This window comes from Niameybacter sp. (assembly GCF_036655075.1).
In the GTDB taxonomy this organism is placed as follows: domain Bacteria; phylum Bacillota; class Clostridia; order Lachnospirales; family Cellulosilyticaceae; genus Holtiella.
In genome coordinates this window covers 64,204-90,026 of record NZ_JAVVQU010000002.1, presented here as the reverse complement: position 1 = coordinate 90,026, position 25,823 = coordinate 64,204, and the positions used below count along the sequence as shown (strand labels likewise).

Sequence of the window (25,823 nt, the reverse complement as noted above, 5' to 3'; positions counted from 1 at the left end):
AAGCCGCAAGAATAGTAGAAGAAGCTAAACAAGCAGAAGCTGCAAGAGTAGCAGAAGAAGCTAAACAAGCGGAAGCCGCAAGAGTAGCAGCGGAAGCTAAACAAGCGGAAGCCGCAAGAATAGTAGAAGAAGCTAAACAAGCAGAAGCTGCAAGAGTAGCAGAGGAAGCTAAGCAAGCGGAAAGTACAGAAGAAGCACCTAAGAAACAGGGCCTCTTCTCTAAGTTGTTTAGTGGACTAACTAAAACACGTGACCAATTTTTAGGTGCAGTAGATGATGTACTAAAAGGTTTTAAAAAAATCGATGAAGATTTATACGAAGAGTTAGAAGAAGCCTTAATTATGGCTGACTTTGGTGTAGAGACAACCATGAACATTATGGCAAAACTTCGTGAAAAAGTTAAAGTTGAAAAAATTACAGAGCCTAATGATTTAAAACAAGCACTACAAGATATTATTACAGGCATTTTAACTGCACATGAATGGAAACCACTTATTGAAGAAGGCAAGCCTAATGTTATTTTAGTGATTGGTGTAAACGGTGTAGGTAAAACAACAACAATTGGGAAACTTGCTTATCAATTTAAAGATGAAGGTAAAAATGTTGTTTTAGCAGCAGCAGATACTTTCCGTGCAGCGGCTATTGAGCAACTTCAAATTTGGGCAGATCGTTCCCAGACACCACTTATTAAACATGAAGAAGGCTCAGATCCAGCAGCCGTTGTCTACGATGGCATTAAGGCCGCTAAATCTAGAAAATGTGATTTACTCATCTGTGATACAGCAGGGCGTCTTCAAAATAAAACGAATTTAATGAAAGAACTTGAAAAGATGGGGCGTATCATTGAACGTGAATACCCAGAAGCACACAAAGAAGTGCTGATTGTATTAGATGCTACAACAGGTCAAAATGCCATCTCTCAAGTAAAAGTATTTAAAGAAGTTGCAAGTGTAGATGGCATCATTTTGACAAAACTCGATGGAACTGCAAAAGGCGGGGCTGTTGTAGGGATTTGTGAAAACTTAAATGTACCTGTTAAATATATAGGTGTAGGTGAGAAGATAGATGACCTTCAACCGTTTGACCCTGTAGCCTTTGCAGCAGCATTATTTCAACAGAAATAAAAAATAGAGTTGACAAACTATAAGTTATTCTTTATAATTCATCTGTAAAGCAAAAGAGGCTGACAGCTAGGGGGTGTTGTATGGAGAAGTTTGTTGAAGTTAGTTATTTATATGATTTTTATGAGTCACTACTCACAGACAAACAACGTGACTTACTGATGCGTTACTATTTTGACGATTTATCGCTCGGTGAACTCGCCACAACCTACAATATTAGCCGCCAAAGCGTTTTTGACACCATTAAGAAAGCTGAGCACAAGATGCTTGATCTTGAGAGCAAGTTAGGCTTATGGACAAAATACGTCACACAGGAAAAGATTCTTACAGAAGTAAAAGATAAACTTAAACAATTTTCACCAAGTGGTGAAACAGAAAAAGAAAAGCAATTGCAAGAAGCCATTGCACTTCTTGAACAATTGTCAAGTGAAATGTAGGAGGACTTCCGAAAATGGCCTTTGATCAATTATCAACCAAATTACAAGAAGTTTTTAAACAGCTTAAAAGTAAAGGGAAACTTAGCGACAAAGATGTAAAAATGGCATTGAGAGAAGTTAAACTTGCCCTTTTAGAAGCAGATGTTAACTTCAAAGTCGTTAAACAATTTATTAAAACTATAGAAGAACGTGCAGTAGGCACAGAGGTGTTAGAAAGTTTAACACCAGGGCAACAAGTAATCAAGATTGTTAATGATGAACTTGTTGCATTAATGGGTGGCGCTCAAAGCAAAATTGCTTTTGCTTCAAAGGGTATTACACCAATTATGATGGTCGGTCTTCAAGGTGCTGGTAAAACCACAACAAGTGGAAAGCTAGCTGCCCTTATTAAATCACAAGGGAAAAGACCTTTATTAGTAGGATGTGACGTGTATCGTCCAGCCGCTATTGACCAGCTTATGAAAGTAGGTAAGCAAGTTAATGTTCCAGTATTTTCTTTAGGTACAGACCATAACCCGGTAGATATTGCAAAAGCGGGAATGGCCCATGCAAGAGAAAATAATTATGATGTAGTCCTTTTAGATACAGCAGGTCGTCTACATATTGACGAAGTGCTTATGGACGAGCTAAAATTCATTAAAGCAGAAGTTAAACCAAGAGAAATCTTATTGGTTGTAGATGCGATGACAGGGCAAGATGCTGTTAACGTAGCAGAATCTTTTAATGAAGCATTAGGCATCGATGGTATTGTTATGACTAAGCTTGATAGTGATAACAGAGGTGGTGCAGCGTTATCTGTTAAGGCTGTAACTAATAAACCAATCAAATACGCAGGTATGGGTGAAAAGCTTAGTGATTTAGAACCCTTCCATCCAGAGCGTATGGCTTCTCGTATTTTAGGAATGGGCGATGTCCTCACTTTAATTGAGAAAGCACAAGAAAATTATGATGAAGAAAAAGCTAAAGAGCTAGAAGCTAAATTTAGGAAAGCTGAATTTAACTTTGATGACTTCTTAGATCAAATGCGTCAAATAAAAAAAATGGGACCACTTAACCAAATTCTTGGGATGTTACCAGGAATGAACACAGCTAAGATGGGCGATATTAATGTAGATGATAAGCAACTCGCATACATTGAAGCCATTATTTTATCCATGACCAAGGAAGAACGTCAAAATCCAACAATTATTAATATGTCTCGTAAGAAACGTATTGCAGCAGGAAGTGGGCGTGATCTTCAAGAAGTTAATCGTCTCATCAAACAGTTTGAACAAATGCAAACAATGATGAAACAGTTTTCAGGCATGATGAAAGGCAAAAAAGGTAATAAATTTAAACTACCTTTTATGTAAATAAATAAAATATTTTTAATAACCTTAGGAGGTAACACACATGGCAGTAAAAATTCGTTTAAAAAGATTAGGTGCAAAGAAAGCTCCTTTTTATAGAATCGTAGTAGCAGATTCTCGTTCACCAAGAGATGGTCGTTTCATCGAAGAAGTAGGTTTCTTCAACCCATGTCAAGAACCAAATGAATTAAGCGTAAACAAAGAAGCTGTTGAAAAATGGCTAGCAAATGGTGCTCAACCAACAGATACAGTTAAAACTTTACTTAAAAAATCTGGCGTAGAAATGTAATTAACGCCTGTATGGAGGTTATCCGATGAAAAGTTTAGTTGAAGTGATCGCCAAACAATTGGTCGACTTTCCAGAAGAAGTTTCTGTGTCACAACGCGAAGACGAGAATGCAGTAATTCTAGAACTAAAAGTAGCCCCAAGTGATATGGGTAAAATCATCGGAAAGCAAGGAAAGATTGCGAAAGCAATCCGTACCATTGTAAAGTCAGCAACAGTCTCTTCAAATAAGAAAGTGGTTGTTGAAATTAGTGAATAGGTTAGGGGATTCCCTAACCTATTTATTATATACAGAATTTTTACAAGGACCTTTAAGCCTTAGAAAGTCTCAACGATGGGTTTTAATAAATCAAGACAGCGGGTATACTTTGTAATAGAATGAATACATAGTTCTTAGAAATTGACTAAAAAGTCTCTCATTGAGCCTTTATAGTGAGTGGTTAAGAACCAATAGAAAGGAACTAGAATAATGGAACAAATGTTTACTATCGGAAAAATTGTTAACACACATGGCGTAAAAGGAGAAGTACGTGTACTACCTTCTACAGATGATGTGAAGCGTTTTGGAAAACTTAAAGAAATTATTGTACAAAATCGTACAGAAATTACAAAAGAAATTGAAACAGTACGTTACCATAAAAATTTCGTACTTTTAAAATTTAAAGGGATCGATACAATGGATGAGGCAGAACTACTTAAAAATAGTACACTTAAAATCAATCGTAAAGATGCCTTACCTTTAAAAGAAGATGAATACTATCAATGTGACTTATATGGAATCCAAGTAATCACAGAAGAGGGGCGTGACCTGGGAGAGCTTACAGATATTCTTGTAACAGGAAGCAATGACGTGTATGTTGTACAAAGCGCCCAAAAAGAAATTTTGATTCCAGCAATTAAGCAATGTATTTTAAAAGTAGACATTGCTAATAGACAAATGATTGTACACCTTTTAGAAGGGTTGGAAGATTTGTCATGAAAATTACCATTATGACACTGTTTCCAGAGATGATCGAAGATGCAGTGAAGTGTAGTATTTTAGGACGTGCAAGACAAAATGGGTTGATTGAAATTGAAGCGGTTAATATTCGTGATTTTGCAAATAATAAACATCTACAGGTAGATGATTATCCATATGGTGGTGGTGCGGGGATGCTGATGATGGCAGACCCTGTGTGTGCTTGTTATGACCACATTGTGGCAAATACAGAGGTAGCACCAAGTCAAGTGCTTTATATGTCACCACAAGGTAAGCCATGGCAACAGCATATGGCAGAAGCTTTGAGTAGTGAAGCGCATATTGTTCTTTTATGTGGACACTATGAGGGAATTGACCAACGTGCACTAGATGCTATTGTGACACAAGAAGTTTCTATCGGGGACTATGTCTTAACAGGTGGAGAGCTTGCGGCACTTGTTGTAGCAGACAGCATTAGCCGCCTTGTTCCTGGTGTATTAGGAAAGGCTGAATCCTTCCAAGATGAAAGTTTTTCAGAGGGACTCCTTGAGTATCCTCACTATACAAGACCCGCTGTTTATAGGGATCAACCTGTACCAGAAGTCCTTTTATCAGGGAATCATCAAAAAATTGCAACTTATAGACGAGAAATGTCTATTATTAACACTTTTAATAAGCGACCAGACTTATTAAAAAAAGCAAATTTAACACAAAAAGAAAAAAGCTTTATTCAGGAATATGCAAAAAATCGTTGCAAATCCTAGAAAGACATGCTATAATTGCCTAGAGTTATTACGGACGGTCCTCTGCCTGTATATTTAGGTAATGAACGCCTCAGATTAAAGGAGAATACACATGAACGAAATTATCAGAGCAATTGAAAACGAACAAATTAGAGAAGTAACACCATTTAACGTAGGTGACACAGTACGTGTTTACGCTCGTATCAAAGAGGGTCAAAGAGAACGTATCCAAATGTTCGAAGGGATCGTATTAAAAAGACAAAATGGTGGCGCTCGTGAAAACTTCACAGTAAGAAGAATTTCTTACGGTGTTGGTGTTGAAAAAACATGGCCAGTTCATTCACCACTTCTTGAAAAAATCGAAGTAATTCGTCGTGGTAAAGTAAGACGTGCTAAACTTAACTACTTACGTGACCGCGTTGGTAAAAATGCTAAAGTTAAAGAATTAATTAAGTAAGAACACAATTAATAAAATAAAAAGGGACTTTTTAAGTCCCTTTTTGTGTATAGAAATGAGAGAAATCCAGTGATGAAAGATCCAAAGAGTAGAAAGTATGACCAACTCTTAGGTTTCTTGAAAGACTTAACCATCGCGGTGATTGTTGTTGTTGTCATGAATACTTTCTTAGTGCAAAATTTGAAAGTACAAGGGACATCTATGGCGCCCCTTTTAGAGAACAATCATATGGTCATTATTAATAAGTTAGTCTATAAAATAGGAATGCCTAAAAGAGGGGATATTATAGGATTTTATACAAGTAATGTGACAACACCTGTTGTCAAGCGTATTATAGGTGTACCAGGTGACCTTATTGATTATAAGGATGGAAGGCTTTACGTTAACGGCACCCCTATCAATTATCCAACAGAAAATGCTATGATGCATAGAGGTGATATAAAGTACCCCCTTATACTGGCAGAAGACGCCTATTTTGTTTTAGGTGATAATTACAATAGCAGTATTGACAGTCGGTTTAATTATATTGGATGTGTGCAAAGGGATCAAATGATTGGACGTATTGATTTAAGAGTATGGCCCTTTTGGCAAAATCCATTTTTAAAATAAATATATCTTATAGAAATAAAGGTGAAAAATATGCAAATACAGTGGTATCCAGGTCATATGACAAAAACAAGACGTCTCATAGAGGAGAATGTTAAACTTGTAGATATTGTCATTGAATTACTTGACGCACGTGCACCATATAGTACAAAAAATCCTGATATTGATAAGTTAACAAAAGGCAAAATGCGCCTTATTATTTTAAATAAAAGTGACCTTGCTGATCCAAACGTTGTGAAAGAATGGAGCAAGTGGTATAGTAGTGCTGATGTAAAGGTAATCGAAATTGTTGCGACATCAGGAAAAGGACTTAAAGAAGTAACAGCAGCTGCTGAAGAAATGCTTAGAGAAAAAATTGAGCGTGATAAGGCAAGAGGTCGTATTTACCGTCCAATTCGTGCCATGATTGTAGGGATTCCAAACGTAGGAAAATCTACTTTTATTAACTCACTTGTAGGGAAAGGCTCTACTAAAACAGGTGATAAACCAGGTGTAACGCGTGGGAAACAATGGGTTAAAATTAAAAAAGGATTTGAACTTTTAGATATGCCAGGGATTTTGTGGCCAAAGTTTGAAGATCAAGAAGTGGCTAAGAAATTAGCTTTCATAGGGTCAATTAAGGATGAAATCGTAGACTCACGTGAACTTGCTATGTACTTTTTGGAGTTTGCAGCACTACGCTATAAAAATAAATTAGAAGAGCGTTATAAAGTTGAAATCTTACCAGAGATGACAGGCTATGATATACTTATGACAATAGGTAAAAAACGTGGCTTTATTGTGCCTGGTGGAGATGTAGATGAGACAAGAACTTCACTTGTTGTTTTAGATGAATTTAGAAGTGGAAAGCTAGGCAAAATTACTGTTGAATCTCCATCAGACCTCATAAGAGAGGACTGAGACGATTGAAAAAAATTAGAAGTTTATTAGAACTTATGAAGGAGCCACTACTTGCTGTATTGTGTGCCCTTCTTATTTCTCAGTTTTTAATGATGCATACAAGGATTCCTTCTGCTTCAATGGTGCCCACCATTGTACCAGGAGATCATTTAATCGTAAATTTGATTCCAAGTTATTATAGATTACCTAAAAAAGGCGAAATTGTTGTGTTTGAATATGGAGGGGAGAACCTAATCAAGCGTGTGATTGCAGCGCCTCAGGATGTCATTGACTTAAAAGAGGGCAGAGTCTATATTAATAATGAAGAAATAGATGAATCAGCTTATATACATACTTATAACGGTACAAGAGAATATGCAGGAAGTGATGTAGAGTTTCCTTATACTGTGCCAGAGGGCTATTATTTCATGATGGGAGATAATCGAGAAGGAAGTGCAGATAGTCGTATTTTTGGAGCGATTTCACAAGATGCGATTATTGCAATAGGAGCTTACAAAATTTTTCCTTTTCAATTTATAGGTGTTTTGAAATAAGTGGATAAAATGAAAAGAAAGAAGGCTTAGTCATGCAAAAGTTAAGAAATATATTAGACTTTAGTAAAGATTTATTGGTAGCTCTTTTAGCAGCCCTTTTAGTCATTCGATTTGTTGCTATGCATACAGAAGTTCCAAGTGGGTCTATGATTCCAACGATTATGCAAAAGGATCACTTAGTGGTGAGTCCTTTTACAGCCTATGGCCGATCACCTAAAATAGGTGAAATTGTCATTTTCTATGAAGATGGAGATCGACTTGTGAAGCGTCTTATTGCTACAGGTGGTGACACGGTGGACCTCATAGATGGGGATGTGTATGTGAATGGTGAAGCCATTGATGAGTCTAGTTATGTAAGATATGAGCATACAACCTATCCTTTTTCTTGGAGCGATATTGAGTTTCCCTATACTGTACCTGAAGGAAGCTATTGGATGATGGGAGATAACCGAGAAGAAAGTGCAGATAGTCGTGTATTTGGAGCCGTAGAAGGAGAAAAGATTATTGCTATTGGTGGCTTTAGAATTTATCCTTTTGATACGATAGGAGCACTGAAATAATGAATGAAATGAAAAAAACAGTAAAAGCAATAGAGTTGGAATTTAAAAGCGCTTCTTCTGAGGCGCTTCTTTCACTTATAGGCGCTTATGAGACGGATACACGTGCAAGCGTGCTTAAACTTTGCCAAAAATATAAAAAGCAAATAGAAACACAGGAAAAGTTGAAAGCAGAATGGGCGGATAAGCTTTACTTTGATGAAACTTTTAGTGGGGATGAAAAAGTGCTTGTGGGGATTGATGAAGTAGGAAGAGGGCCACTCGCAGGTCCAGTTGTAGCTTGTGCAGTGGTATTACCCAAAGACTGTCAGTTATTAGGGGTTAAAGATTCTAAGAAAATAGCCGAAGAAAAAAGAGAAGCACTTTACGATGAAATTAAGGCAAAAGCGCTTTACATAGGAGTCGGTATTGTAGAAGCACCTGAAATTGATGAAATTAACATCTTACAAGCAACTTTTAAAGCCATGTGTCTTGCATTAAGTCAGATTCCAGAAGCGGTAGATGTGGTTCTAGTAGATGGTGATAAGCTGATTAAAGGTGTAGACACACTTCAACATGCTGTGATTAAAGGTGATGATAAAAGTGCAGCTATTGCAGCTGCAAGTATTATAGCCAAAGTAACAAGAGACCGTATGATGAAAGACTATGCTCAAACTTACCCACACTATGACTGGGAGAGTAATAAAGGGTACGGAAGCAATGCCCACTACAATGGCATCCGTACTTATGGGATTACACCACTGCATCGTAAATCATTTTTGAAAAATGAGGGATTTTAGTGACCAATCAAGCACATTTAAAAGGAAACAGATTTTCAAACACGCTCACATCATATGCTGCCTTAACTGAATAAGCTAAGGCAGCATTATCTACATCTAGACCTGACTTTATCAATCACCGACATAAAGGAGATAGGCTAGAGGGCACACTTATAAAAGTAGAGAATAAAAAGATGGAAAATTACAAACTTGCGTAGAAACGAGTATTAAGCTATATAGTAGAGTTTTAGCGAAAGAGCAAGGGAAAAGGTGGGATAAAAGGAGAAAGCGCGTTAGAACCGCTCCTGGATATACTGAAGCAGGGCGAGATAAACCTCAATCCTAAAAGTATTTAATAAGGAGGGACTACGATGAAAAAAACTTAAAACGTGCTGCAGCCGTTAGTTAGGATCTTACTAAAGGAAGTGCACCGATTGTTATAGCAGAAGGACAAGGCTATGTGGCAGAAAATATTTTAGAAGAAGCCAAGAAACAAAATATACCCGTTTATAAAGATGAGAAACTGGCTACACTTTTAACAGAAATTGGGATAGGAGCTCAAATACCAGAGGAGTTGTATGATATTATGGCTTAAATTTTGGTGTTTGTAAGTGATTTAGATGAACTCTATAAAAAAGCGTCAAGCCAGACAAAATAATAGGCAAGTAGGTAGTTTTTATGAGCAAGTAGCCAGTGACTACTTAGAACAATTAGGATATCATATTTTAGAGAGAAATTATCGTTGTCGCTTAGGAGAAATAGACATTATAGGACAAGATGAGAACTATTTAGTTTTTATTGAAATTAAATATCGTCATTCCACTAAATGTGGTCTACCTAGAGAAAGTGTCAACTATTATAAAAAGAAGAGAATTTTGCATGTGGCCCATTACTACATAATGACGCACTACAAGACAGAAGTAGCGTGTCGGTTTGATGTAGTTGAAATATTAGGGGAGCAACTCACCCATTTGAAGGCTGCATTTTAAGGAGGAATAGAGATGAAAGAAAGCTATGGTGCAAGTTATAAAGAGGGTATATTGCCTCATGTTGTTTTTAAACAATGGGAAGGGGATCCCTATATGGTGCATTGCTTCTCAACAAAGCTTGGGGGGGTGAGTACAGGTGAGTGTGAGAGTTTAAACTTAGGTTTTAATCGTGAGGATGAAAAAGAAAATGTGATGGAAAATTATAAGCGTGTAGCTCACCTTCTAGGATCTGACATCCAGCATATGGTGCTTTCAAGACAGGCCCATGAAACATGTATAGAAGAAGTCACTTTAGAGGATGCAGGAAATGGTATTGTAAGGCCTAATAAATGGGAAAGTGTCGATGGTATTTATACAAAAGATAAGGGGCTTACACTAGTTACTCACTATGCAGATTGCGTTCCACTGTTTTTTTATGCAAAAAAGTATGGTATGATTGGTATGGCCCATGCAGGTTGGCGTGGGACTGTCAACGAAATTGGCAGAAAAATGATAAATAGATGGCATGAGAGACATCACGTTCCGCTAGAAGAAATAGAAGTAGGCATTGGACCTTCTATAGGCCCTTGCTGTTTTGAAGTTCATGCTGATGTAGCAGATGAATTTTTGAAGCATTTTGGTGAACAACCTTTCATTGTGAAAAATGATACAAATGGTAAATATCATATTGATTTATGGAGATGTAACGCCTACAGTTTAGAAAAAATAGGTATAAAACCTAATCAGATTGCTAAGGCTGAGATGTGTACGTGTTGCGAAAGTGATACGTTTTTCTCACATCGCAAAACAAAAGGGAAACGTGGAACGTTAGGTGCTTTTATGTACTTAAAATAGGAGTTGAAGAAATTGAAAAATCGTACAGCGTATAAACCCCACTTAATAATAGAAGTACTAGAAGATAGTATTGCACAAGAACTGGAGATTGAAAAAGGCGATAAGCTCCTAGCCATTAATGGTGAGCGTATTCAAGACGTTTTTGATTATCGCTTTTTACTTAGTGATGAAGAAATAGAAGTAGCCGTGGAAAAGGCTAACGGAGAAATTTGGGAGCTTGAAATTGAAAAAGATTATGGCGAAGATTTAGGTCTCGTTTTTGAAACAGAACTTATGGATGAACTTTTAAGATGTCGTAACAAATGTAAGTTCTGCTTCATTGACCAGTTACCGCCTAATATGCGTGAGACCGTTTATTTTAAAGATGATGACTGGCGTATGTCTTTCCTCAATGGCAATTACATTACACTCACTAATATCTCAGATTATGACAAAGAGCGTATGACCAAGTATCGTCTTTCACCTCTCAATGTATCCATTCATGCAACGGATCCTAAGGTGAGAACAGATATGCTTCATAACCGCTTTGCAGGTGCTATTATGGACCAACTTAAAGAATTAGTGGACAATGGTATTCAAATCAATGGGCAAATTGTGCTTTGTCCAGGACTCAATGATGGCAAGGTGCTTGACCAAACGATACAAGATTTGAGCCAGTTTATTCCTAATATTTTATCACTTACAGTTGTACCTGTAGGGGTATCTAAGTTTAGAGAGCACTTACCTTACTTAAAATCTTTTGATGAAGTCTCAGCCCGTGAAGTGGTTGGAGTCATTGGCAAGTGGCAAAAGTATTACTTAGAAAAAATGGGCACACGTTTTGTCTTTGCAGCAGATGAGTTCTATATTACAGGCCAAATGCCACAACTTGAATATGAGGAGTATGAAGGCTTCCCAGTTTTAGACAATGGGGTAGGTATGCTTACTAAATTTGAGTATGAACTAGAAAAGGCATTAAGCAAAGTAGTAGGCGATCAAAAAGATTTTGAGTGTGCTATTGCTACAGGTTGTATTACCGAACACTTTATGAAAAAATGTGTAGCAAAGATAAAAGAAAAGTTTCCAAACCTTACGATTCATGTCTATCCTATAGTGAATGAATATTTTGGAGAATACGTGACTGTAACTGGACTTTTGACAGGACAAGACATCGTAAAGAGTTTAAAATCTAAACAAAACATAGGGAAAGTTTTGCTAATTGCTGAGAATATGTTAAAATATGGTGAAGAAGTCTTTTTAGATGACTATACAGTAGATCAACTGAGAGATGAAATAGGGATTCCGGTTCTCGTAATGCCGAATGAAGGACAAGAATGGCTAGATAAGATTTTACATGCAAAAGGAGAAATAAAATGAGTAAACCAATAGTTGCAATTATAGGAAGACCAAACGTAGGAAAATCTACGTTGTTTAATAGACTAGCAAAGGCTAGAATTTCTATTGTAGACGACACACCAGGGGTAACACGTGACAGAATTTATGCAGATGTAGAATGGTTAAATTACAGATTCACAATGATTGATACAGGTGGTATCGAGCCAGAAAGTAATGATATTATTCTTTCTCAGATGCGAAGACAAGCAGAAGCTGCGATTGCTTCAGCAGATGTTATTGTATTTTTAGTAGATGTTAAAACAGGACTTACAGATTCAGATATGCACGTTGCTAACATGCTTAGAAAATCTCACAAACCTGTTGTACTTGTTGTAAATAAAGTAGATGATATGCAAACACAAACAATGGGAATTTATGAGTTCTATAACTTAGGACTTGGTGATCCAGTGCCAATTTCAGCTGGACAACCTCTTAACTTAGGAGATATGTTAGATGCTATCGTAGAACACTTCCCAAATGGTGCAGAAGAAGAAGAGGAAGAAGAAGCAATTAAGGTTGCCATCATTGGTAAACCGAACGTTGGTAAATCTTCACTAGTTAATAAAATTTGTGGAGAAGAGCGCGTTATTGTAAGTGATATTGCAGGAACAACACGTGACTCTGTAGATACAGAAGTGACTATTGACGACCAAAAATATGTACTTATTGATACAGCAGGACTTAGGAAACGTAAGAAAGTTACAGAAGCTATTGAAAAGTACAGTATTATTCGTACAGTAGCAGCAGTAGAGCGTGCAGATATTGTACTTATTATGATTGATGCCAATGAAGGTATTACAGAACAAGATACAAAAATTGCGGGTATTGCTCATGAAGCAGGTAAAGGGTGTATCGTTGTTGTCAATAAATGGGATGCTATTGAAAAAAATGATAAAACAATGAATGCGTACTTAAAAGACATTACAAATACATTAGCTTATATGCAATATGCACCATGTATGTTTATTTCAGCACTTTCAGGTCAACGTATTGGTAAGTTATTTGATACAATCCACACGATTGCACAAAATCAAACCCTTCGTATTAGTACAGGTTTACTTAATGATGTACTTTATGAAGCAACAGCAATGAACCAACCACCATCAGACAAAGGTAAAGCACTTAAAATATTCTACATGACACAAGTAAGTGTTAAACCACCAACATTTGTACTCTTTGTAAACGATAAAGAGCTTATGCACTTCTCTTATTTAAGATATATTGAAAACCAATTGCGTGAAGCTTTTGGATTTAAAGGTACACCAATCCGCTGTATCGTTAGAGAAAAAGGAAAGAAGGATGAATAATCATGTACAGACTTATCGCACTTGGTCTGGGCTATTTGCTTGGGGGCATACAAACAGCTATTTTATATGGAAGATTTAAAGGCATTGAAATCCGTGAGCATGGAAGTGGCAATGCGGGGGCAACAAATACTTTACGTGTATTAGGTAAGAAAGCTGCATTGATTGTATTTTTAGGCGATATATTAAAAGCAGTTCTTGCTGTAATCATTGCGAGTTGGCTACTCTTTCCGCAGATGACACCTTTAGCTGGGCTTTATGCAGGTATTGGTGCCATCATTGGACATAGCTATCCTCTATTTTTCAAGTTTAAAGGTGGAAAAGGCATCGCAGTAACAGTAGGTGCAATTTATTTCATTGATATGCGTATTGGACTTATTGTCAGTTTGATCTTTATCGTGAGTGCATGGCTTACACGTATTGTTTCATTGAGTTCATTGCTCTTAACAGGTTTTATTCCCGTTTTACTTTATGTTTTTTATAAAGGTGCACCTAATATCGTAGAGATTGTGGTACTTGGAGCGGTGATTGCAGCGATTACGGCCTATAGACATAAGGCAAATATCATAAGACTTATGAATGGAACAGAAGCCAAACTTGGAAGTAAGAAATAGGAGGAAAAACTGTGCAAAAAATAGGTGTACTTGGAGCTGGAAGCTGGGGATTGGCACTTGGTTTATTATTAAACGAAAAAGGTCATGACGTTACAGTATGGTGCTATGATAAAAAAGAAAAAGATGAGTTACTTACTTATAGGGAGAACAAGCGTTGTTTGCCAGGCATTAAAATTCCTCTAGAAATTCACTTCACGACAGAATATGAAGAGTGTGTAGAGGAAAAAGATGTTGTTGTTATGGCAGTGCCCTCGAAGGCAATTCGTGCCACAGCAGAGGCTATTGAACCTTATTTAAGTTCTGAAACAATAGTTGTCAATGTGTCAAAAGGTATAGAGTTCGAGACATTGTTTACACTTTCACAAGTGATTGAATCTGTTATTCCTAATAAAGTGGTTGTATTATCTGGACCAAGCCATGCAGAAGAAGTGGCAAGGCATATGCCAACAGCTGTTGTAGCAAGTAGTGAATGTATGGTGAATGCAGAACATATACAGGATCTGTTTATGACAAGCTACTTTAGAGTGTATACAAATCCAGATATTATGGGTGTAGAACTAGGTGGTGCTTTGAAAAATGTTATTGCCTTGGCTGCAGGTATAGCAGAAGGTCTAGGTTACGGGGATAATTCTAAGGCGGCACTTATTACAAGAGGGATTACAGAAATAGCGAGACTTGGTGTTGCTATGGGTGGGAATCCAAATACTTTTGGTGGCCTAACAGGAATAGGTGACTTAATTGTAACTTGTATGAGTGGGCATAGTCGTAACCGTAGATGCGGTGAACTCATTGGGCAAGGCTATACGCTAGATGAAGCAATCCAAAAAGTAAACATGGTTGTAGAAGGGGTACCGACTACACAAGGGGCTTATGCCTTAATGAAAAAATATCATATTGAAATGCCAATCATTGAAGCAATTTATGAAGGACTCTTTGAAAATGCATCCATTGGTGAAGTTGTAACCAAACTGATGTGTCGCGATAAAAAAATGGAGAGTTTTGATTAAAGAGTGGTATATCTTACGTCTTCTCACATATATTTTAATGTACCCATACATTTTAAATAGAGGAGGCGTTTTTTTTATGGAATATTACGATATCTACAGAGATATTTCAGAAAGAACAAATGGCGATATCTACTTAGGCGTGGTAGGTCCTGTACGTACAGGAAAATCTACTTTTATTAAACGCTTTATGGAAGCCCTTGTTATTCCTAACATTGACAACGAATACAGCAAAGGTCGTGCACAAGATGAATTGCCACAAAGTGGAGATGGAAAAGTTATTACAACGACGGAACCTAAATTTATTCCTAATGAAGCAGTAAATATCACAATTGGTGGAGACTTTGATGTAAGTGTACGTCTTGTAGATTGTGTAGGTTATATGATTCCAGAAGCAGAAGGACATATGTACAACAATGTACCTCGTATGGTTAAAACGCCATGGTTTGAAGAGGAAATTCCTTTTATGCAAGCAGCTGAAATTGGAACTAAAAAAGTTATTAATAACCATGCAACTATTGGCGTAGTCGTGACAACAGATGGAAGTTTTACACAGATTGCTCGTAACAATTACATAGAGGCTGAAGAACGTGCTATCAACGAACTTAAAAAGATAGGAAAGCCTTTTATTGTTGTGTACAACACCAAGAGACCTTATGCACCAGAAGTGTTAGAGGAAACAGCAAACTTATCAAGAGAGTATGATGTACCTGTACTTCCTATGGATGTTGCCCAAATGAAGGTGGATGACATTAATAACTTGCTTGAAAAAGTGCTTTATGAGTTCCCTTTAAATGAAGTGCAATTTATGCTTCCTAAATGGATTGAGACATTGGAAAATGAGCATTGGCTCAAAAAGCAATGGGTAGACTATATTAAAGAAGTTATTTATCCACTTGAAAATATCCGTCAAATTAAACAAAGTTTAGAGCAATTTAAAGACTTAGACTTTATCAAAAATGTATATTTAGAAAAAATTAGGTTAGGTGAAGGTATTGTCAAAATTGATGTAAACACTACGGATGAGTTATTCTATCGCGTGCTTTCAGAGACAACGGGTATGGAAATCAGTGGCGACCATGAGCTTATGACGTTGATTAAAGAGTTAGCAGATACAAAACGTGAATATGATAAAGTGGCTTATGCCCTTAATGAAGTCAAACAAAAAGGTTATGGCGTGGTAGCACCTGTATTTGATGAATTGACTTTAGAGGCACCTGAAATTGTTAAACAAGGTAACAGCTTTGGGGTTAAACTTAAAGCGAGTGCACCTAGTTATCATATTATTAAAGCGAGTATTCAAACAGAAGTTTCTCCAACAGTGGGTACAGAGAAACAAAGTGAAGAGTTGCTTAACTATATGATGAGTGAATTTGAGACAGACCCATCTAAGATTTGGGAGTCTAACATCTTTGGTAAAACCCTTCATGAACTTGTGAATGAAGGTCTACAAAATAAATTGTATCGTATGCCAGAAGATGCACAATCTAAGCTTCAAGAAACCCTTCAAAAAATTATTAATGAGGGTAATGGCGGACTCATTTGCATTTTACTATAAGACGACTTTAAAAGGCACAGTGTGCCTTTTTTTTATTGAGCAAAGTAGCCAAACTCTTGCAAGATTAAACAATCCATTATATGATGATACTATTAAAGAAAATATTGGAAGTGAGCAAATGAAAAAAACAAAGACAAAAAATGAAAAGAGAAAGACACAAAAGCATTCGCCCAATGGTTATTCCAATAATGAAGGCAAAGGAACTTATAACTTAGATGAATATCGCAGTAAAAAGCGTAACTACTATAATCCATATGGAAGTGAGCAACAGCCGGTACAAAGTAGAGAAACGACTCATCCATATCGTAAACAATATACATCTAGTAGCAAAGCATCCTATACAAACCCTTATGAGGAAGCCTATACACCTAGGTCGTCTTCTGGGCAAAATCCGTATCAAAATCATACACCAAGTCAAAATCCGTATAGTCAATCTACATATAATGGATCCAATCAACCTTACACATCAGAGTCCAATTATGGTTATCAAAAGCCTATAGAAACACAAACACCTGAACAACGTAAGGCAGAGCTTCGCAATAAGAATAAGGTGACAAGAAAGCAAGCCCAGCAGCAAGCCAAACGCCGTAAGAAACGTATGGTTAAGAAGACTGCAATGATTATGATTATGGTCATGTTTATGAGTTATGCCGGTATACGCGCGGTTGACTTTTTTATGTATCCATCAGTTTCTTATCAGACAGTTCAACGGGGCATGATTGATAATTCAAATCTTTATAATGGGGTCATTTTTAGAGAAGAGAAAGTGTATGAAAGTAGTAAAACAGGAGATGTTCACTATATTGTTGGGGAAAGTGAGAAAGTTGCAAAAGATGGCAGTGTGTGTCTTGTTGCCAAAAGTGCTGAAATAGAAGCTTTAAAGAAACAATTGTACACCATTGATGATACACTCTACAATAAACAAGATAAACGTAGCGACTTATCTTACTATCAAACCGATGTGAAGCAAGTCAATGATATACTAAAAATGGAAATGGCTAATTTTGTAGACAGTAAGTATTGGGAAAACCCTAAGAGTGTATATGCTTTAAGACAATCTTTAGACAAGACTATTGAAGAGCGTACAGCACTGTATGTCCAAGATGATTCCAAGGCTACAGAGGGGTTAAAAGGTGCACGTACAGAAGTACTTGAGAGTTTGAAGAATAATCAAGCTGCCTTGAAGGCACCTCTTAGTGGAATTGTATCTTATAGTTTAGATGGCTATGAGAAAAGTTTAGGGCAAGAAGCCTTAGAAGGCATGACTTATGAAAATTACAAGGCGATTATAGGAAGCTTAAAGCAGTTTGAAGTGACTATGCCTCCGCTACAGACAGAAGCGAGTACACCACTTTATAAAATCATTACGGCAGATAAGTGGAAAATTCTTACCTATGTAGATAGCGATGATGCATTAAGTTATGAAGTCGGTAAATATTATGACTTGTATTTTGACAATACTAAACGCGAATGTGTACGCTTTAAGTTAGAAAGCAAAGAGGGAGGGGAAAAAACACAGCTTGTCCTAAGCTCTAACGAATATTTAGTAGATTTTCTAAATAACCGTCAAGTTGCTTTTAGTATTGGTCAAAATAAAGCAGAGGGTATTAAAATTCCAACTAAAGCAATTATAGAAAAGAATATATTAACTATTCCAAAGACTTATATTGTAGAGCAAGGTTCTGAAAAAGGGGTACTTAGAACACAGGGACAAACCAATGTGTTTACCCCAATTAATATTCAGTATGATGATGAAGAAAATGTTTACATCATGCAACAGATTGAACAACTACAAGGGGTAGGGCTAGGAACAGTACTTGCTCATCCTGAACAAAAAGAGGCCTATACCGTTTCTGAGATGGAAACAGTACAAGGAGTATACGTAGTCAATGGACAATTTGCGCAGTTTAAACGAATTGCCATCCAAATGGTCAACGATGAATATGCGATTTTGAAAAGTAATAAAGAAAATAAGCTTAAAGAATTTGACCAAATCATCTCTAATCCTAAAAATATTAGGGAAGATCAATTACTTAAATACATGAATGTTCAAAATGAATAAAAGGTGATGAAATGAAAGTAGCATTAGAAAGTATTCATAAACAAATAGAAGCAAGTGCAAAGAAAAGCGGACGTCCCAAGGAAGCAGTGACATTAATCGCTGTTTCCAAAACCTATCCTAAAGAAGCTATTGAAGAAGCTTACCAACTCGGTTGTACGCACTTTGGGGAAAATAAGGTTCAAGAATTGATGGGGAAAATAGAAAGTATAGAAGTACCACTTCAGTGGCACCTTATTGGACATCTACAAACCAACAAGGTGAAGTATGTCGTAGGGCAAGTCGCACTTATTCATTCTGTAGACAGTTTGAAGTTGGCAAAAGAGATTCAAAAAGAGTCTGTTAAAAAAGAGGTGATTACTTCTATATTAATTGAAGTAAATGTGGCTAAAGAAGATTCTAAACAGGGAATATTTGTAGAAGATGTTTTAGAGCTTGTGCAAGAAATAAGCAAGTTATCCCATGTACGACTTAGAGGATTTATGACAGTGGCACCTTATGTAGAAAATCCAGAGGAAAACCGTGCAATCTTTAGAGCACTTTATAACTTATCAGTTGACATCCAAAAACAAAACATTGATAATATAAGTACAAGTGTACTATCGATGGGTATGAGCAATGATTATGAAGTCGCTATCGAAGAAGGGGCTACCCATGTACGTATTGGGACAGCTCTTTTTGGAGCACGCGATTACAATAAATAAAGAATATTCATCAATTTGAGGGAGGCGTATGCGATGAAAACACTAATGACTAAAATGAAAGACCTTATTTTCTCCAACGAAGATTTTGAAGATGAAGATGAGGAGTTTGAAGAAACACACTCAAGCACAGTACAAGAACCTGTGCAACCAAGACCAAGACCGGCATCTAATTTAAGTATGCCACCCGTTCAGCCAAGACTGGCACCTGTCACACCAGCACCAACTAAAGACAAAATGGAAATTTTAAATTTTACGATGTCTAACTATGAAATGACAGGGGAAGTAGCCGCTTATATTAAAAATAGAAAGCCAATCATTGTTAACATGAAAAATCTTACACCAGGGGAAGTGCAAAGGGCGGTAGACTATTTAACCGGTGCATGCTATGCCTTAAACGGTGCCGTAGAATGTATTACTGATCAAATTTATATATTTGCACCTGAAAGTGTAAATATTACTCCAGAAGTCATTAAACAAAAAAATATTTGGCCAACTGCTTAAGTAGCAGTTGAACCTTAAAGGAATACGACAAGATGAATTGGATGAATATAGCCGACCAGGACGAAAAACACTTCCTAAAGATGGTGACTGAATACAATGAAAAGTCAAGTAGTCAGTATCGTATGCTGGCTACAGCTTTTTATAATAGGGACTGGATGGAAGAAGTGCTTCAACGCCATGGTTTATGGGCACAGCTAGAAGCTTATACTTTTTTAGGGGGGCATTCGTACGCAGAGCGACAAGTACTTGCCTTTGGCTATGAGGCATCTTATATGGATTGTCCCATCGTAGCCTTGAAGGTAACTGTTAAAACAGGTATTGGTAAGCCGCTTGGACACCGTGATTTTTTAGGGGCGCTCTTAGGACTAGGCATTAAAAGGGAGACAATAGGTGATATTATTTCAACTGATTTTGGCGCTTATGTTATTGTAGAACGCGAGATAGGGGATTTTATAGCTGTTCATTTAACAGGGATTGGTCGTTATCAAAAAATAATTATAGAACCTATACCATTTGAAGCCATGATGATTCCTAAACTAGAGACAAAAACAATAACAGGGACGGTACCTTCTCTTAGAGTGGATGCAATCTTTGCATTAGCCTTTGGTGTTTCACGGAGTGAAGTGGTGAAGCTGATTGACCAAGAACGTGGAAAAGTCAATGGTATGGCAGTCAAGTCTAGCCAATTAATGAAGGTTGGGGATACAGGAACTTTAAGAGGCTATGGTAAAATGCGAGTAGCCGAGCTTAAGGGTTACACTAAAAAGGATCGTATGCATCTTATAATAGAAAAATATATATAGGGGGTTCATCAAATGTTATCACCAGTGGATATTCAAAATAAAGAGTTTAAAAAAGCTAGAATGGGTGGCTATCATGTAGTTGAAGTCAACGAGTTTTTAGATGAAGTTTTAGAAGGTTACCAACAACTTACAAAAGAAAACTATGAACTTAAAGATAAGCTCAATATGCTTAATGAAAACATTCAATATTACCGTACAATGGAAGCCACCATTCAAAATGCATTAGTGCTAGCTGAAAAGACAGCACAAGATACCAAAACCTTAGCTTATGAAAAGGCTGACCAAATCAAAAAAGAAGCAGAACAAAAAGCTGAAAGTATTCTTGAACAAGCCAAGCAAGATATCTATGCTTTGAGTAATAAAAGAGAAGAGTTGAAAAAGCAGTTTTTAGCCATGAAGGTTCAAGTTAAACAAATGCTCCAAGCGCAGCTTGAAATATTAGAACAACAAAACATTACAGTCATAACAGAGGAAATTGGATTACCTATAAAGTTGGATAAAGTGGTAGAAGAAGCAGCTGCAACGAAAGAAGAGGATGAAGACTTCTTTACAAAAGAATTTACACTTTTAAATGATGAGGACTAAAAATGAAAAGATTAGAAAAAACATCTACAAGACCTTATCCTATTGTACTGACTTTTGATTTTGAAGGTTTAGCAGATGCAGTTTTAGAAGTAACAAGGCCTAGTTGTATTATGATCATTACAGATAGCCATGTAGCACCACTCTATTTAGAGCAAGTATGTGAAAAGCTTAAAGGTATTGCACCGATTTATAGCACTGTTTTTGAAGCTGGGGAACAGTCTAAGCATTTAGGAACTGTGACGCCTATTTATGATACATTCATTGAATACCAAATGGATAGGAGTAGCCTAATTGTGGCGCTTGGTGGCGGTGTGGTAGGAGACTTAGCAGGATTTATAGCATCTAGTTATATGAGAGGGATTCCTTTTGTTCAAATACCAACCACTGTTGTCTCACAAAATGATAGCAGCATGGGAGGCAAGGTGGGTGTAGACTATTTAATGCATAAGAATATGATTGGTGCATTCTATCAACCTAGCCTTGTGTATACCAATTTAGCTACTTTAAAAACCCTTCCAGAAAGAGAAGTGCTTTCTGGTTTAGCAGAAGTTTTAAAACATGCCTTTATTAAAAATAAGGCATTATATGATTATCTCTTAGAAAAAAGGGATAAAATACTAGCACAGGACTTAGAAGCTTTGGAAGAGATGACCTACGCATCTTGTCTGGTTAAGTGTCGTGTAGTAGAAGCTGATACACGTGAAATGGGACTAAGAAAGATTTTGAACTTCGGACATACACTGGGGCATGCATTAGAGACAGTTTCTAACTTTACTATTTTGCATGGTGAATGTGTAGCATATGGTATGGTTATGGCAGCATGGATTAGCTTTAAGCGTGGTCTGTGCACACAGACTACCTTAGAGACAATAAAAAGCCTTTGTGATGACTATCACTTACTGCAACCGCTTCAAAATATAGAGTTGGATAAAGTTGTAGCGCATGTTGTATTCGATAAAAAGAAATCCTATGGACAAGTGCCTTTTATTCTGATTTATGATATAGGTCAGGTAGACATTATAAAAGATGTAACAGAAGATGAAATGAGACAAGCGCTTATATATACTCAAGAAACGTGCCAATAAGCACGTTTTTCTTATGAAAAGAAAGGAAGAGTAAGATGAAATTTATTGCACCTATTAGTATTGCGTTATTAGTTTTATTAGATCAGCTAACGAAAATTTGGACGGTTAATTATTTTCAAGGTGGGACAAAGCCTAATATTGAAATATGGCCAGGCGTATTGGAGCTTACTTATGTAGAAAATAGAGGGGCTGCTTTTGGCATGATGCAGGGTAAGGTTTGGCTATTCGTACTCATTACAGCTGTGGTATTGGGTGTTATTTTATGGTATTGGCGTTCTATTCCTGAGAACAAAGCAGGGATATGGATGAAGGTAGCCCTTGTTTTAGTAGTGAGTGGGGCTGTTGGAAATTTAATAGACCGCGTATTTATTCAATATGTGCGAGATATGATTTATTTTTCTTTAATTGATTTTCCAGTATTCAATGTAGCAGATATGTGTGTAGTAGGAGGGGTTATTCTACTCTTTCCGATTCTACTCTTTGGGGACTTGGAGTTAGAGGCTGTTAAAAAAGTAAACAACGAGGATTAGACAACATGAATGAAGAAATGACTTTACAAGTAGTAGAAGGCGGATTAAGATTAGACAAATATTTAGACCAAGCATTAGAAGACTTTACGCGTTCTTTTTTACAAAAGCAAATAGAAGAAGAACGCATCACAGTAAATGGTAAAGTACAACCGGCTAGATATAAAGTAAAAGTGGGAGATGAAATTGCGATTACGATTCCGGCACCTATAGAAGTAGATATTTTGCCAGAAGATATCCAAATTAATCTCGTGTATGAAGATGATGATGTGATTATTGTCAATAAACCTCAAGATATGGTTGTGCATCCAGCACCAGGTAATTATACAGGGACTTTAGTCAATGCACTGCTATACCATTGTAAAGACGGCCTTTCAGGGATTAATGGTGAGATTCGTCCAGGTATCGTCCATCGTATCGATAAAGATACATCGGGTCTCCTGATGGTTGCTAAAAATGATAAGGCTCATTTGGCCCTTTCAAATTTATTAAAAGATCACCATATTACAAGACGTTATCATGCCATTGTGTATGGGAACTTTAAAGAAACTGAAGGAGAGATTGAAAAACCACTTGGAAGATCGCCTAAAGACCGCAAAAAGATGGCTATTGTACAAGATGGGCGTTATGCAAAAACAGAGTACCGAGTGATTGAGCAGTTTAAGCAATTTGCTTATGTGGAGCTAACCCTTTATACAGGACGTACCCATCAAATTCGTGTGCATATGACAAGTATTGGACATCCTTTGTTAGGAGACCCTGTATATGGACCAACTAAGACGATATGGGGGCTCAATAAACAAATGCTTCATGCAAAAGTGTTAGGCTTTGAGCATCCTACAACAGGTGAATATGTAGAATTTAACAGTGAATTGCCTGAAGTGTTTAGCACAACTCTTGACAAACTTAGAAAAATGTGATAGGCTACAAAATGTAATCCTTTAAGAGTAGTCCGGGAGGCTAACAAGGATGTACTGATCGTATTATAAGTTTATTCAAATGGTGCAAAATATTTGTGCTGTTTTGGTCACGTATATCTTAAAAGCTTCTTATGGACACTATCCATAAGAAGCTTTTTTATGTTTCAAAAGGTTCAACCTGCTAAAACATAAAAAGTGCAAGGGAAGGACTCCCCGCTGGCATTAAGAAAATAACAAAGTGTATCACTTTACGAAGCTATTGAAACATAAGTTTATAAGGTAGATACACAAGAAAAGCCACAAAATGATATCCTAAATGAAATATAAAAGGAGGAAGACAATGGTTTACAAAACATTATTAGATGAAACAGCGATGAATCGTGCATTAACACGTATTGCACACGAAATTATTGAAGCTAATAAAGGTGCAAAAGATATTATTCTTGTAGGGATTGAAACAAGAGGCGTACCACTAGCGTATAGGCTAGCAGAAAAGATTAAGCAAATTGAAGAAGTAGAAGTTCCTGTAGAAAAAATTAATATTGCGTTCTATAGAGATGATTTAGAGAAAAAATATGTTCAGCCTGTAGCAGGAGATAACAACGTACATGATATTAATGATAAAACAGTTATTTTAGTAGATGATGTTATCTATACAGGGCGTACAGTACGTGCAGCAATGGATGCCGTAATGGACCTTGGCAGACCAAGTTATATTAAACTGGCAACACTTATTGACCGTGGACACCGTGAATTACCTATTCGCCCAGACTTTATTGGTAAGAATATACCAACCTCTAAAAAAGAAATTGTACATGTACGCCTTCAAGAGATCGACGGGGAGAATCACGTTTTATTAGAGACAAAATAAAAGATATTTAGCGGAGGGATAATGATGGAGATGGAAAAAATTTCGACAGGGAAGAAACTTGTACTGGGGTTACAACATGTACTTGCGATGTTTGGTGCAACAGTACTTGTACCGATGCTTACAGGATTAAACCCTGGTATCGCTATTTTAGCAGCAGGGATTGGAACACTGATGTTCCATTCAGTGACAAAAGGTGTCGTTCCAGTGTTTTTAGGCTCAAGCTTTGCATTTATTAGTGCGATTAGTTTGGTGCTTTCACAGTATGGCATAGGTGTGGTAAAAACAGGGATTATTGCAACAGGTTTAGTGTATGTGATGATGGCAGGTGTTATTAAACTTGCTGGGGTAGAAAAAGTTAAATCTTTCTTCCCTCCTATTGTAGTTGGACCTATGATTATGGTCATTGGACTTAGACTTAGCCCAACAGCTATTAATATGCTTCGTGTAGATGGAACAGATGCAAACCTTTTAGCAAACTTACCGGCGGGAATTCCTGCGGATTTACCTATTGAAGTGATTCGTAGTATGTCAATTACTTTACCTTTGGATTTTAGCAAAGTACTTGTAGCACTTTTAGTGGTATCTGTTGTCATTGCTATTTCAATATGGGCGCGTGGCTTCTTTAAAATGATTCCAATTCTTATTGCAGTTGTTCTTGGTTATGTTGTATGTTTAGCAATGGGGATGGTAGATACACAACCAATCATTGAAGCGAGTTGGCTTGGACTTTCAGATGCAGCAATGAAAGATTTAACAACACTTCCAGTGTTTAATGCAGATGCATTAGTAGGGATTTTAGCTATTGCACCTATTGCACTTGTTGTATTCATTGAGCATATTGGGGATATTACAACAAATGGTGCTGTAGTAGGCAAGGACTTCTTTAAAGATCCAGGCGTACATCGCACCCTTTTAGGAGATGGTCTAGCAACTATTGTAGCAGCACTTTTAGGTGGGCCGGCAAATACAACTTATGGTGAAAATACAGGTGTACTTGCAGTAACTAAAGTATATGATCCTAAAATTATTCGTATTGCTGCTTGTTTTGCTATTGGACTTAGTTTATGTGGCAAATTTACAGCAATCGTTCAGACTATTCCTGGAGCTGTAATGGGTGGTATTAGTATCATACTTTTCGGTATGATTGCTGCAGTAGGTGTACGCACCGTAGTTGAAGAGCAGTTAGACTTCAAACATAGTCGTAACTTACTCATAGCAGCCGTAATCTTTGTAGTAGGTATTGGGGTATCTGATGTACCGATTTGGGGAACAATCACAATTTCTGGGCTTGCAGTGGCAGCTTTATTAGGGGTCATCCTTAATAAGCTCTTACCACAAGATTTATAAGATAATGTTATACTAGGGTAAAAATAGTGTTATACTAGG

The 25,823-nt window shown here is 36.9% G+C and carries 30 protein-coding genes and 1 pseudogene; all 31 read left to right on the top strand.

What is annotated here, in order from left to right; genetic code table 11:
- Positions 1-1,124 (top strand): signal recognition particle-docking protein FtsY (gene ftsY, locus RRY75_RS01295; RefSeq protein WP_332715437.1); only part of this gene is annotated, 1,124 nt, incomplete at its 5' end.
- A gap of 80 nt (positions 1,125-1,204) precedes the next feature.
- Positions 1,205-1,558 (top strand): YlxM family DNA-binding protein, encoded by a 354-nt coding sequence (gene ylxM / locus RRY75_RS01290; RefSeq protein WP_332490600.1) that lies wholly within the window; start codon positions 1,205-1,207, stop codon positions 1,556-1,558.
- A gap of 14 nt (positions 1,559-1,572) precedes the next feature.
- Positions 1,573-2,910 carry a signal recognition particle protein gene (gene ffh / locus RRY75_RS01285; RefSeq protein ID WP_332490602.1) on the top strand — a complete coding sequence of 446 codons (1,338 nt, stop codon included), beginning with the start codon at positions 1,573-1,575 and terminating at the stop codon, positions 2,908-2,910.
- Positions 2,911-2,950: 40 nt separating this feature from the next.
- Complete coding sequence (gene rpsP, locus RRY75_RS01280; protein WP_332490603.1) at positions 2,951-3,196, top strand: 30S ribosomal protein S16; 246 nt, start codon at positions 2,951-2,953, stop codon at positions 3,194-3,196.
- 25 nt (positions 3,197-3,221) lie between these two features.
- Positions 3,222-3,452 (top strand): KH domain-containing protein, encoded by a 231-nt coding sequence (locus tag RRY75_RS01275; protein ID WP_332490605.1) that lies wholly within the window; start codon positions 3,222-3,224, stop codon positions 3,450-3,452.
- A 210-nt stretch (positions 3,453-3,662) separates the two neighbouring features.
- Entirely contained in the window at positions 3,663-4,172 is a 510-nt protein-coding gene (gene rimM / locus RRY75_RS01270) for a ribosome maturation factor RimM (protein WP_332490607.1), read from the top strand.
- Positions 4,169-4,915, top strand: coding sequence for a tRNA (guanosine(37)-N1)-methyltransferase TrmD (gene trmD / locus RRY75_RS01265; protein ID WP_332490609.1), 747 nt, complete (start codon positions 4,169-4,171; stop codon positions 4,913-4,915). The genes rimM and trmD overlap by 4 nt, the downstream gene beginning before the upstream one ends.
- A 91-nt stretch (positions 4,916-5,006) precedes the next feature.
- Positions 5,007-5,351: a 50S ribosomal protein L19 gene (gene rplS, locus RRY75_RS01260; RefSeq protein WP_332490611.1), complete on the top strand. Its 345-nt coding sequence runs from the start codon at positions 5,007-5,009 to the stop codon at positions 5,349-5,351.
- Between the two features lie 72 nt (positions 5,352-5,423).
- On the top strand, positions 5,424-5,960 hold the full coding sequence (gene lepB / locus RRY75_RS01255; RefSeq protein WP_332490613.1) for a signal peptidase I: 537 nt from the start codon (positions 5,424-5,426) through the stop codon (positions 5,958-5,960).
- A gap of 30 nt (positions 5,961-5,990) precedes the next feature.
- Positions 5,991-6,857 carry a ribosome biogenesis GTPase YlqF gene (gene ylqF, locus RRY75_RS01250; protein WP_332490615.1) on the top strand — a complete coding sequence of 289 codons (867 nt, stop codon included), beginning with the start codon at positions 5,991-5,993 and terminating at the stop codon, positions 6,855-6,857.
- Positions 6,858-6,862: 5 nt separating this feature from the next.
- Positions 6,863-7,390, top strand: coding sequence for a signal peptidase I (gene lepB, locus RRY75_RS01245; RefSeq protein ID WP_332490616.1), 528 nt, complete (start codon positions 6,863-6,865; stop codon positions 7,388-7,390).
- Positions 7,391-7,422: 32 nt separating this feature from the next.
- Positions 7,423-7,950, top strand: a complete 528-nt coding sequence (gene lepB, locus RRY75_RS01240) for a signal peptidase I (RefSeq protein WP_332490618.1) — start codon at positions 7,423-7,425, stop codon at positions 7,948-7,950.
- Positions 7,950-8,726 carry a ribonuclease HII gene (locus tag RRY75_RS01235; protein ID WP_332490619.1) on the top strand — a complete coding sequence of 259 codons (777 nt, stop codon included), beginning with the start codon at positions 7,950-7,952 and terminating at the stop codon, positions 8,724-8,726. Before lepB (RRY75_RS01240) ends, RRY75_RS01235 begins: the two co-directional genes overlap by 1 nt.
- Before the next feature lie 406 nt (positions 8,727-9,132).
- A pseudogene (locus RRY75_RS01230) lies at positions 9,133-9,300 on the top strand (EscU/YscU/HrcU family type III secretion system export apparatus switch protein); the annotation flags it as partial.
- A 25-nt stretch (positions 9,301-9,325) separates the two neighbouring features.
- Positions 9,326-9,694 carry a YraN family protein gene (locus RRY75_RS01225; RefSeq protein WP_332490621.1) on the top strand — a complete coding sequence of 123 codons (369 nt, stop codon included), beginning with the start codon at positions 9,326-9,328 and terminating at the stop codon, positions 9,692-9,694.
- 12 nt (positions 9,695-9,706) lie between these two features.
- Complete coding sequence (gene pgeF, locus RRY75_RS01220; protein ID WP_332490623.1) at positions 9,707-10,528, top strand: peptidoglycan editing factor PgeF; 822 nt, start codon at positions 9,707-9,709, stop codon at positions 10,526-10,528.
- A 12-nt stretch (positions 10,529-10,540) separates the two neighbouring features.
- Positions 10,541-11,884 (top strand): DUF512 domain-containing protein, encoded by a 1,344-nt coding sequence (locus RRY75_RS01215; RefSeq protein ID WP_332490624.1) that lies wholly within the window; start codon positions 10,541-10,543, stop codon positions 11,882-11,884.
- Complete coding sequence (gene der / locus RRY75_RS01210; RefSeq protein ID WP_332490626.1) at positions 11,881-13,209, top strand: ribosome biogenesis GTPase Der; 1,329 nt, start codon at positions 11,881-11,883, stop codon at positions 13,207-13,209. Before RRY75_RS01215 ends, der begins: the two co-directional genes overlap by 4 nt.
- A 2-nt stretch (positions 13,210-13,211) precedes the next feature.
- Positions 13,212-13,820, top strand: coding sequence for a glycerol-3-phosphate 1-O-acyltransferase PlsY (gene plsY, locus RRY75_RS01205; RefSeq protein WP_332490628.1), 609 nt, complete (start codon positions 13,212-13,214; stop codon positions 13,818-13,820).
- A gap of 11 nt (positions 13,821-13,831) precedes the next feature.
- Positions 13,832-14,827: an NAD(P)H-dependent glycerol-3-phosphate dehydrogenase gene (locus tag RRY75_RS01200; protein WP_332527141.1), complete on the top strand. Its 996-nt coding sequence runs from the start codon at positions 13,832-13,834 to the stop codon at positions 14,825-14,827.
- Positions 14,828-14,903: 76 nt separating this feature from the next.
- Positions 14,904-16,382: a stage IV sporulation protein A gene (gene spoIVA / locus RRY75_RS01195; RefSeq protein WP_332490632.1), complete on the top strand. Its 1,479-nt coding sequence runs from the start codon at positions 14,904-14,906 to the stop codon at positions 16,380-16,382.
- Between the two features lie 118 nt (positions 16,383-16,500).
- Positions 16,501-18,444 carry an HlyD family efflux transporter periplasmic adaptor subunit gene (locus RRY75_RS01190; protein ID WP_332490634.1) on the top strand — a complete coding sequence of 648 codons (1,944 nt, stop codon included), beginning with the start codon at positions 16,501-16,503 and terminating at the stop codon, positions 18,442-18,444.
- Positions 18,445-18,455: 11 nt separating this feature from the next.
- Positions 18,456-19,145 (top strand): YggS family pyridoxal phosphate-dependent enzyme, encoded by a 690-nt coding sequence (locus RRY75_RS01185; RefSeq protein WP_332490636.1) that lies wholly within the window; start codon positions 18,456-18,458, stop codon positions 19,143-19,145.
- A gap of 33 nt (positions 19,146-19,178) precedes the next feature.
- On the top strand, positions 19,179-19,646 hold the full coding sequence (locus RRY75_RS01180) for a cell division protein SepF (protein ID WP_332490638.1): 468 nt from the start codon (positions 19,179-19,181) through the stop codon (positions 19,644-19,646).
- 32 nt (positions 19,647-19,678) lie between these two features.
- Positions 19,679-20,449: a YlmH family RNA-binding protein gene (locus RRY75_RS01175; RefSeq protein WP_332490640.1), complete on the top strand. Its 771-nt coding sequence runs from the start codon at positions 19,679-19,681 to the stop codon at positions 20,447-20,449.
- 12 nt (positions 20,450-20,461) lie between these two features.
- Positions 20,462-21,034, top strand: a complete 573-nt coding sequence (locus tag RRY75_RS01170; protein ID WP_332490642.1) for a DivIVA domain-containing protein — start codon at positions 20,462-20,464, stop codon at positions 21,032-21,034.
- Between the two features lie 2 nt (positions 21,035-21,036).
- On the top strand, positions 21,037-22,119 hold the full coding sequence (aroB, locus tag RRY75_RS01165; RefSeq protein WP_332490644.1) for a 3-dehydroquinate synthase: 1,083 nt from the start codon (positions 21,037-21,039) through the stop codon (positions 22,117-22,119).
- Positions 22,120-22,154: 35 nt separating this feature from the next.
- On the top strand, positions 22,155-22,649 hold the full coding sequence (gene lspA / locus RRY75_RS01160) for a signal peptidase II (protein WP_332490645.1): 495 nt from the start codon (positions 22,155-22,157) through the stop codon (positions 22,647-22,649).
- Between the two features lie 5 nt (positions 22,650-22,654).
- On the top strand, positions 22,655-23,566 hold the full coding sequence (locus tag RRY75_RS01155; RefSeq protein WP_332490647.1) for an RluA family pseudouridine synthase: 912 nt from the start codon (positions 22,655-22,657) through the stop codon (positions 23,564-23,566).
- 340 nt (positions 23,567-23,906) lie between these two features.
- Positions 23,907-24,437, top strand: a complete 531-nt coding sequence (gene pyrR / locus RRY75_RS01150) for a bifunctional pyr operon transcriptional regulator/uracil phosphoribosyltransferase PyrR (protein WP_332490649.1) — start codon at positions 23,907-23,909, stop codon at positions 24,435-24,437.
- A 24-nt stretch (positions 24,438-24,461) separates the two neighbouring features.
- Positions 24,462-25,784 carry a uracil-xanthine permease family protein gene (locus tag RRY75_RS01145; RefSeq protein ID WP_332490650.1) on the top strand — a complete coding sequence of 441 codons (1,323 nt, stop codon included), beginning with the start codon at positions 24,462-24,464 and terminating at the stop codon, positions 25,782-25,784.
- Positions 25,785-25,823 lie beyond the last annotated feature (39 nt).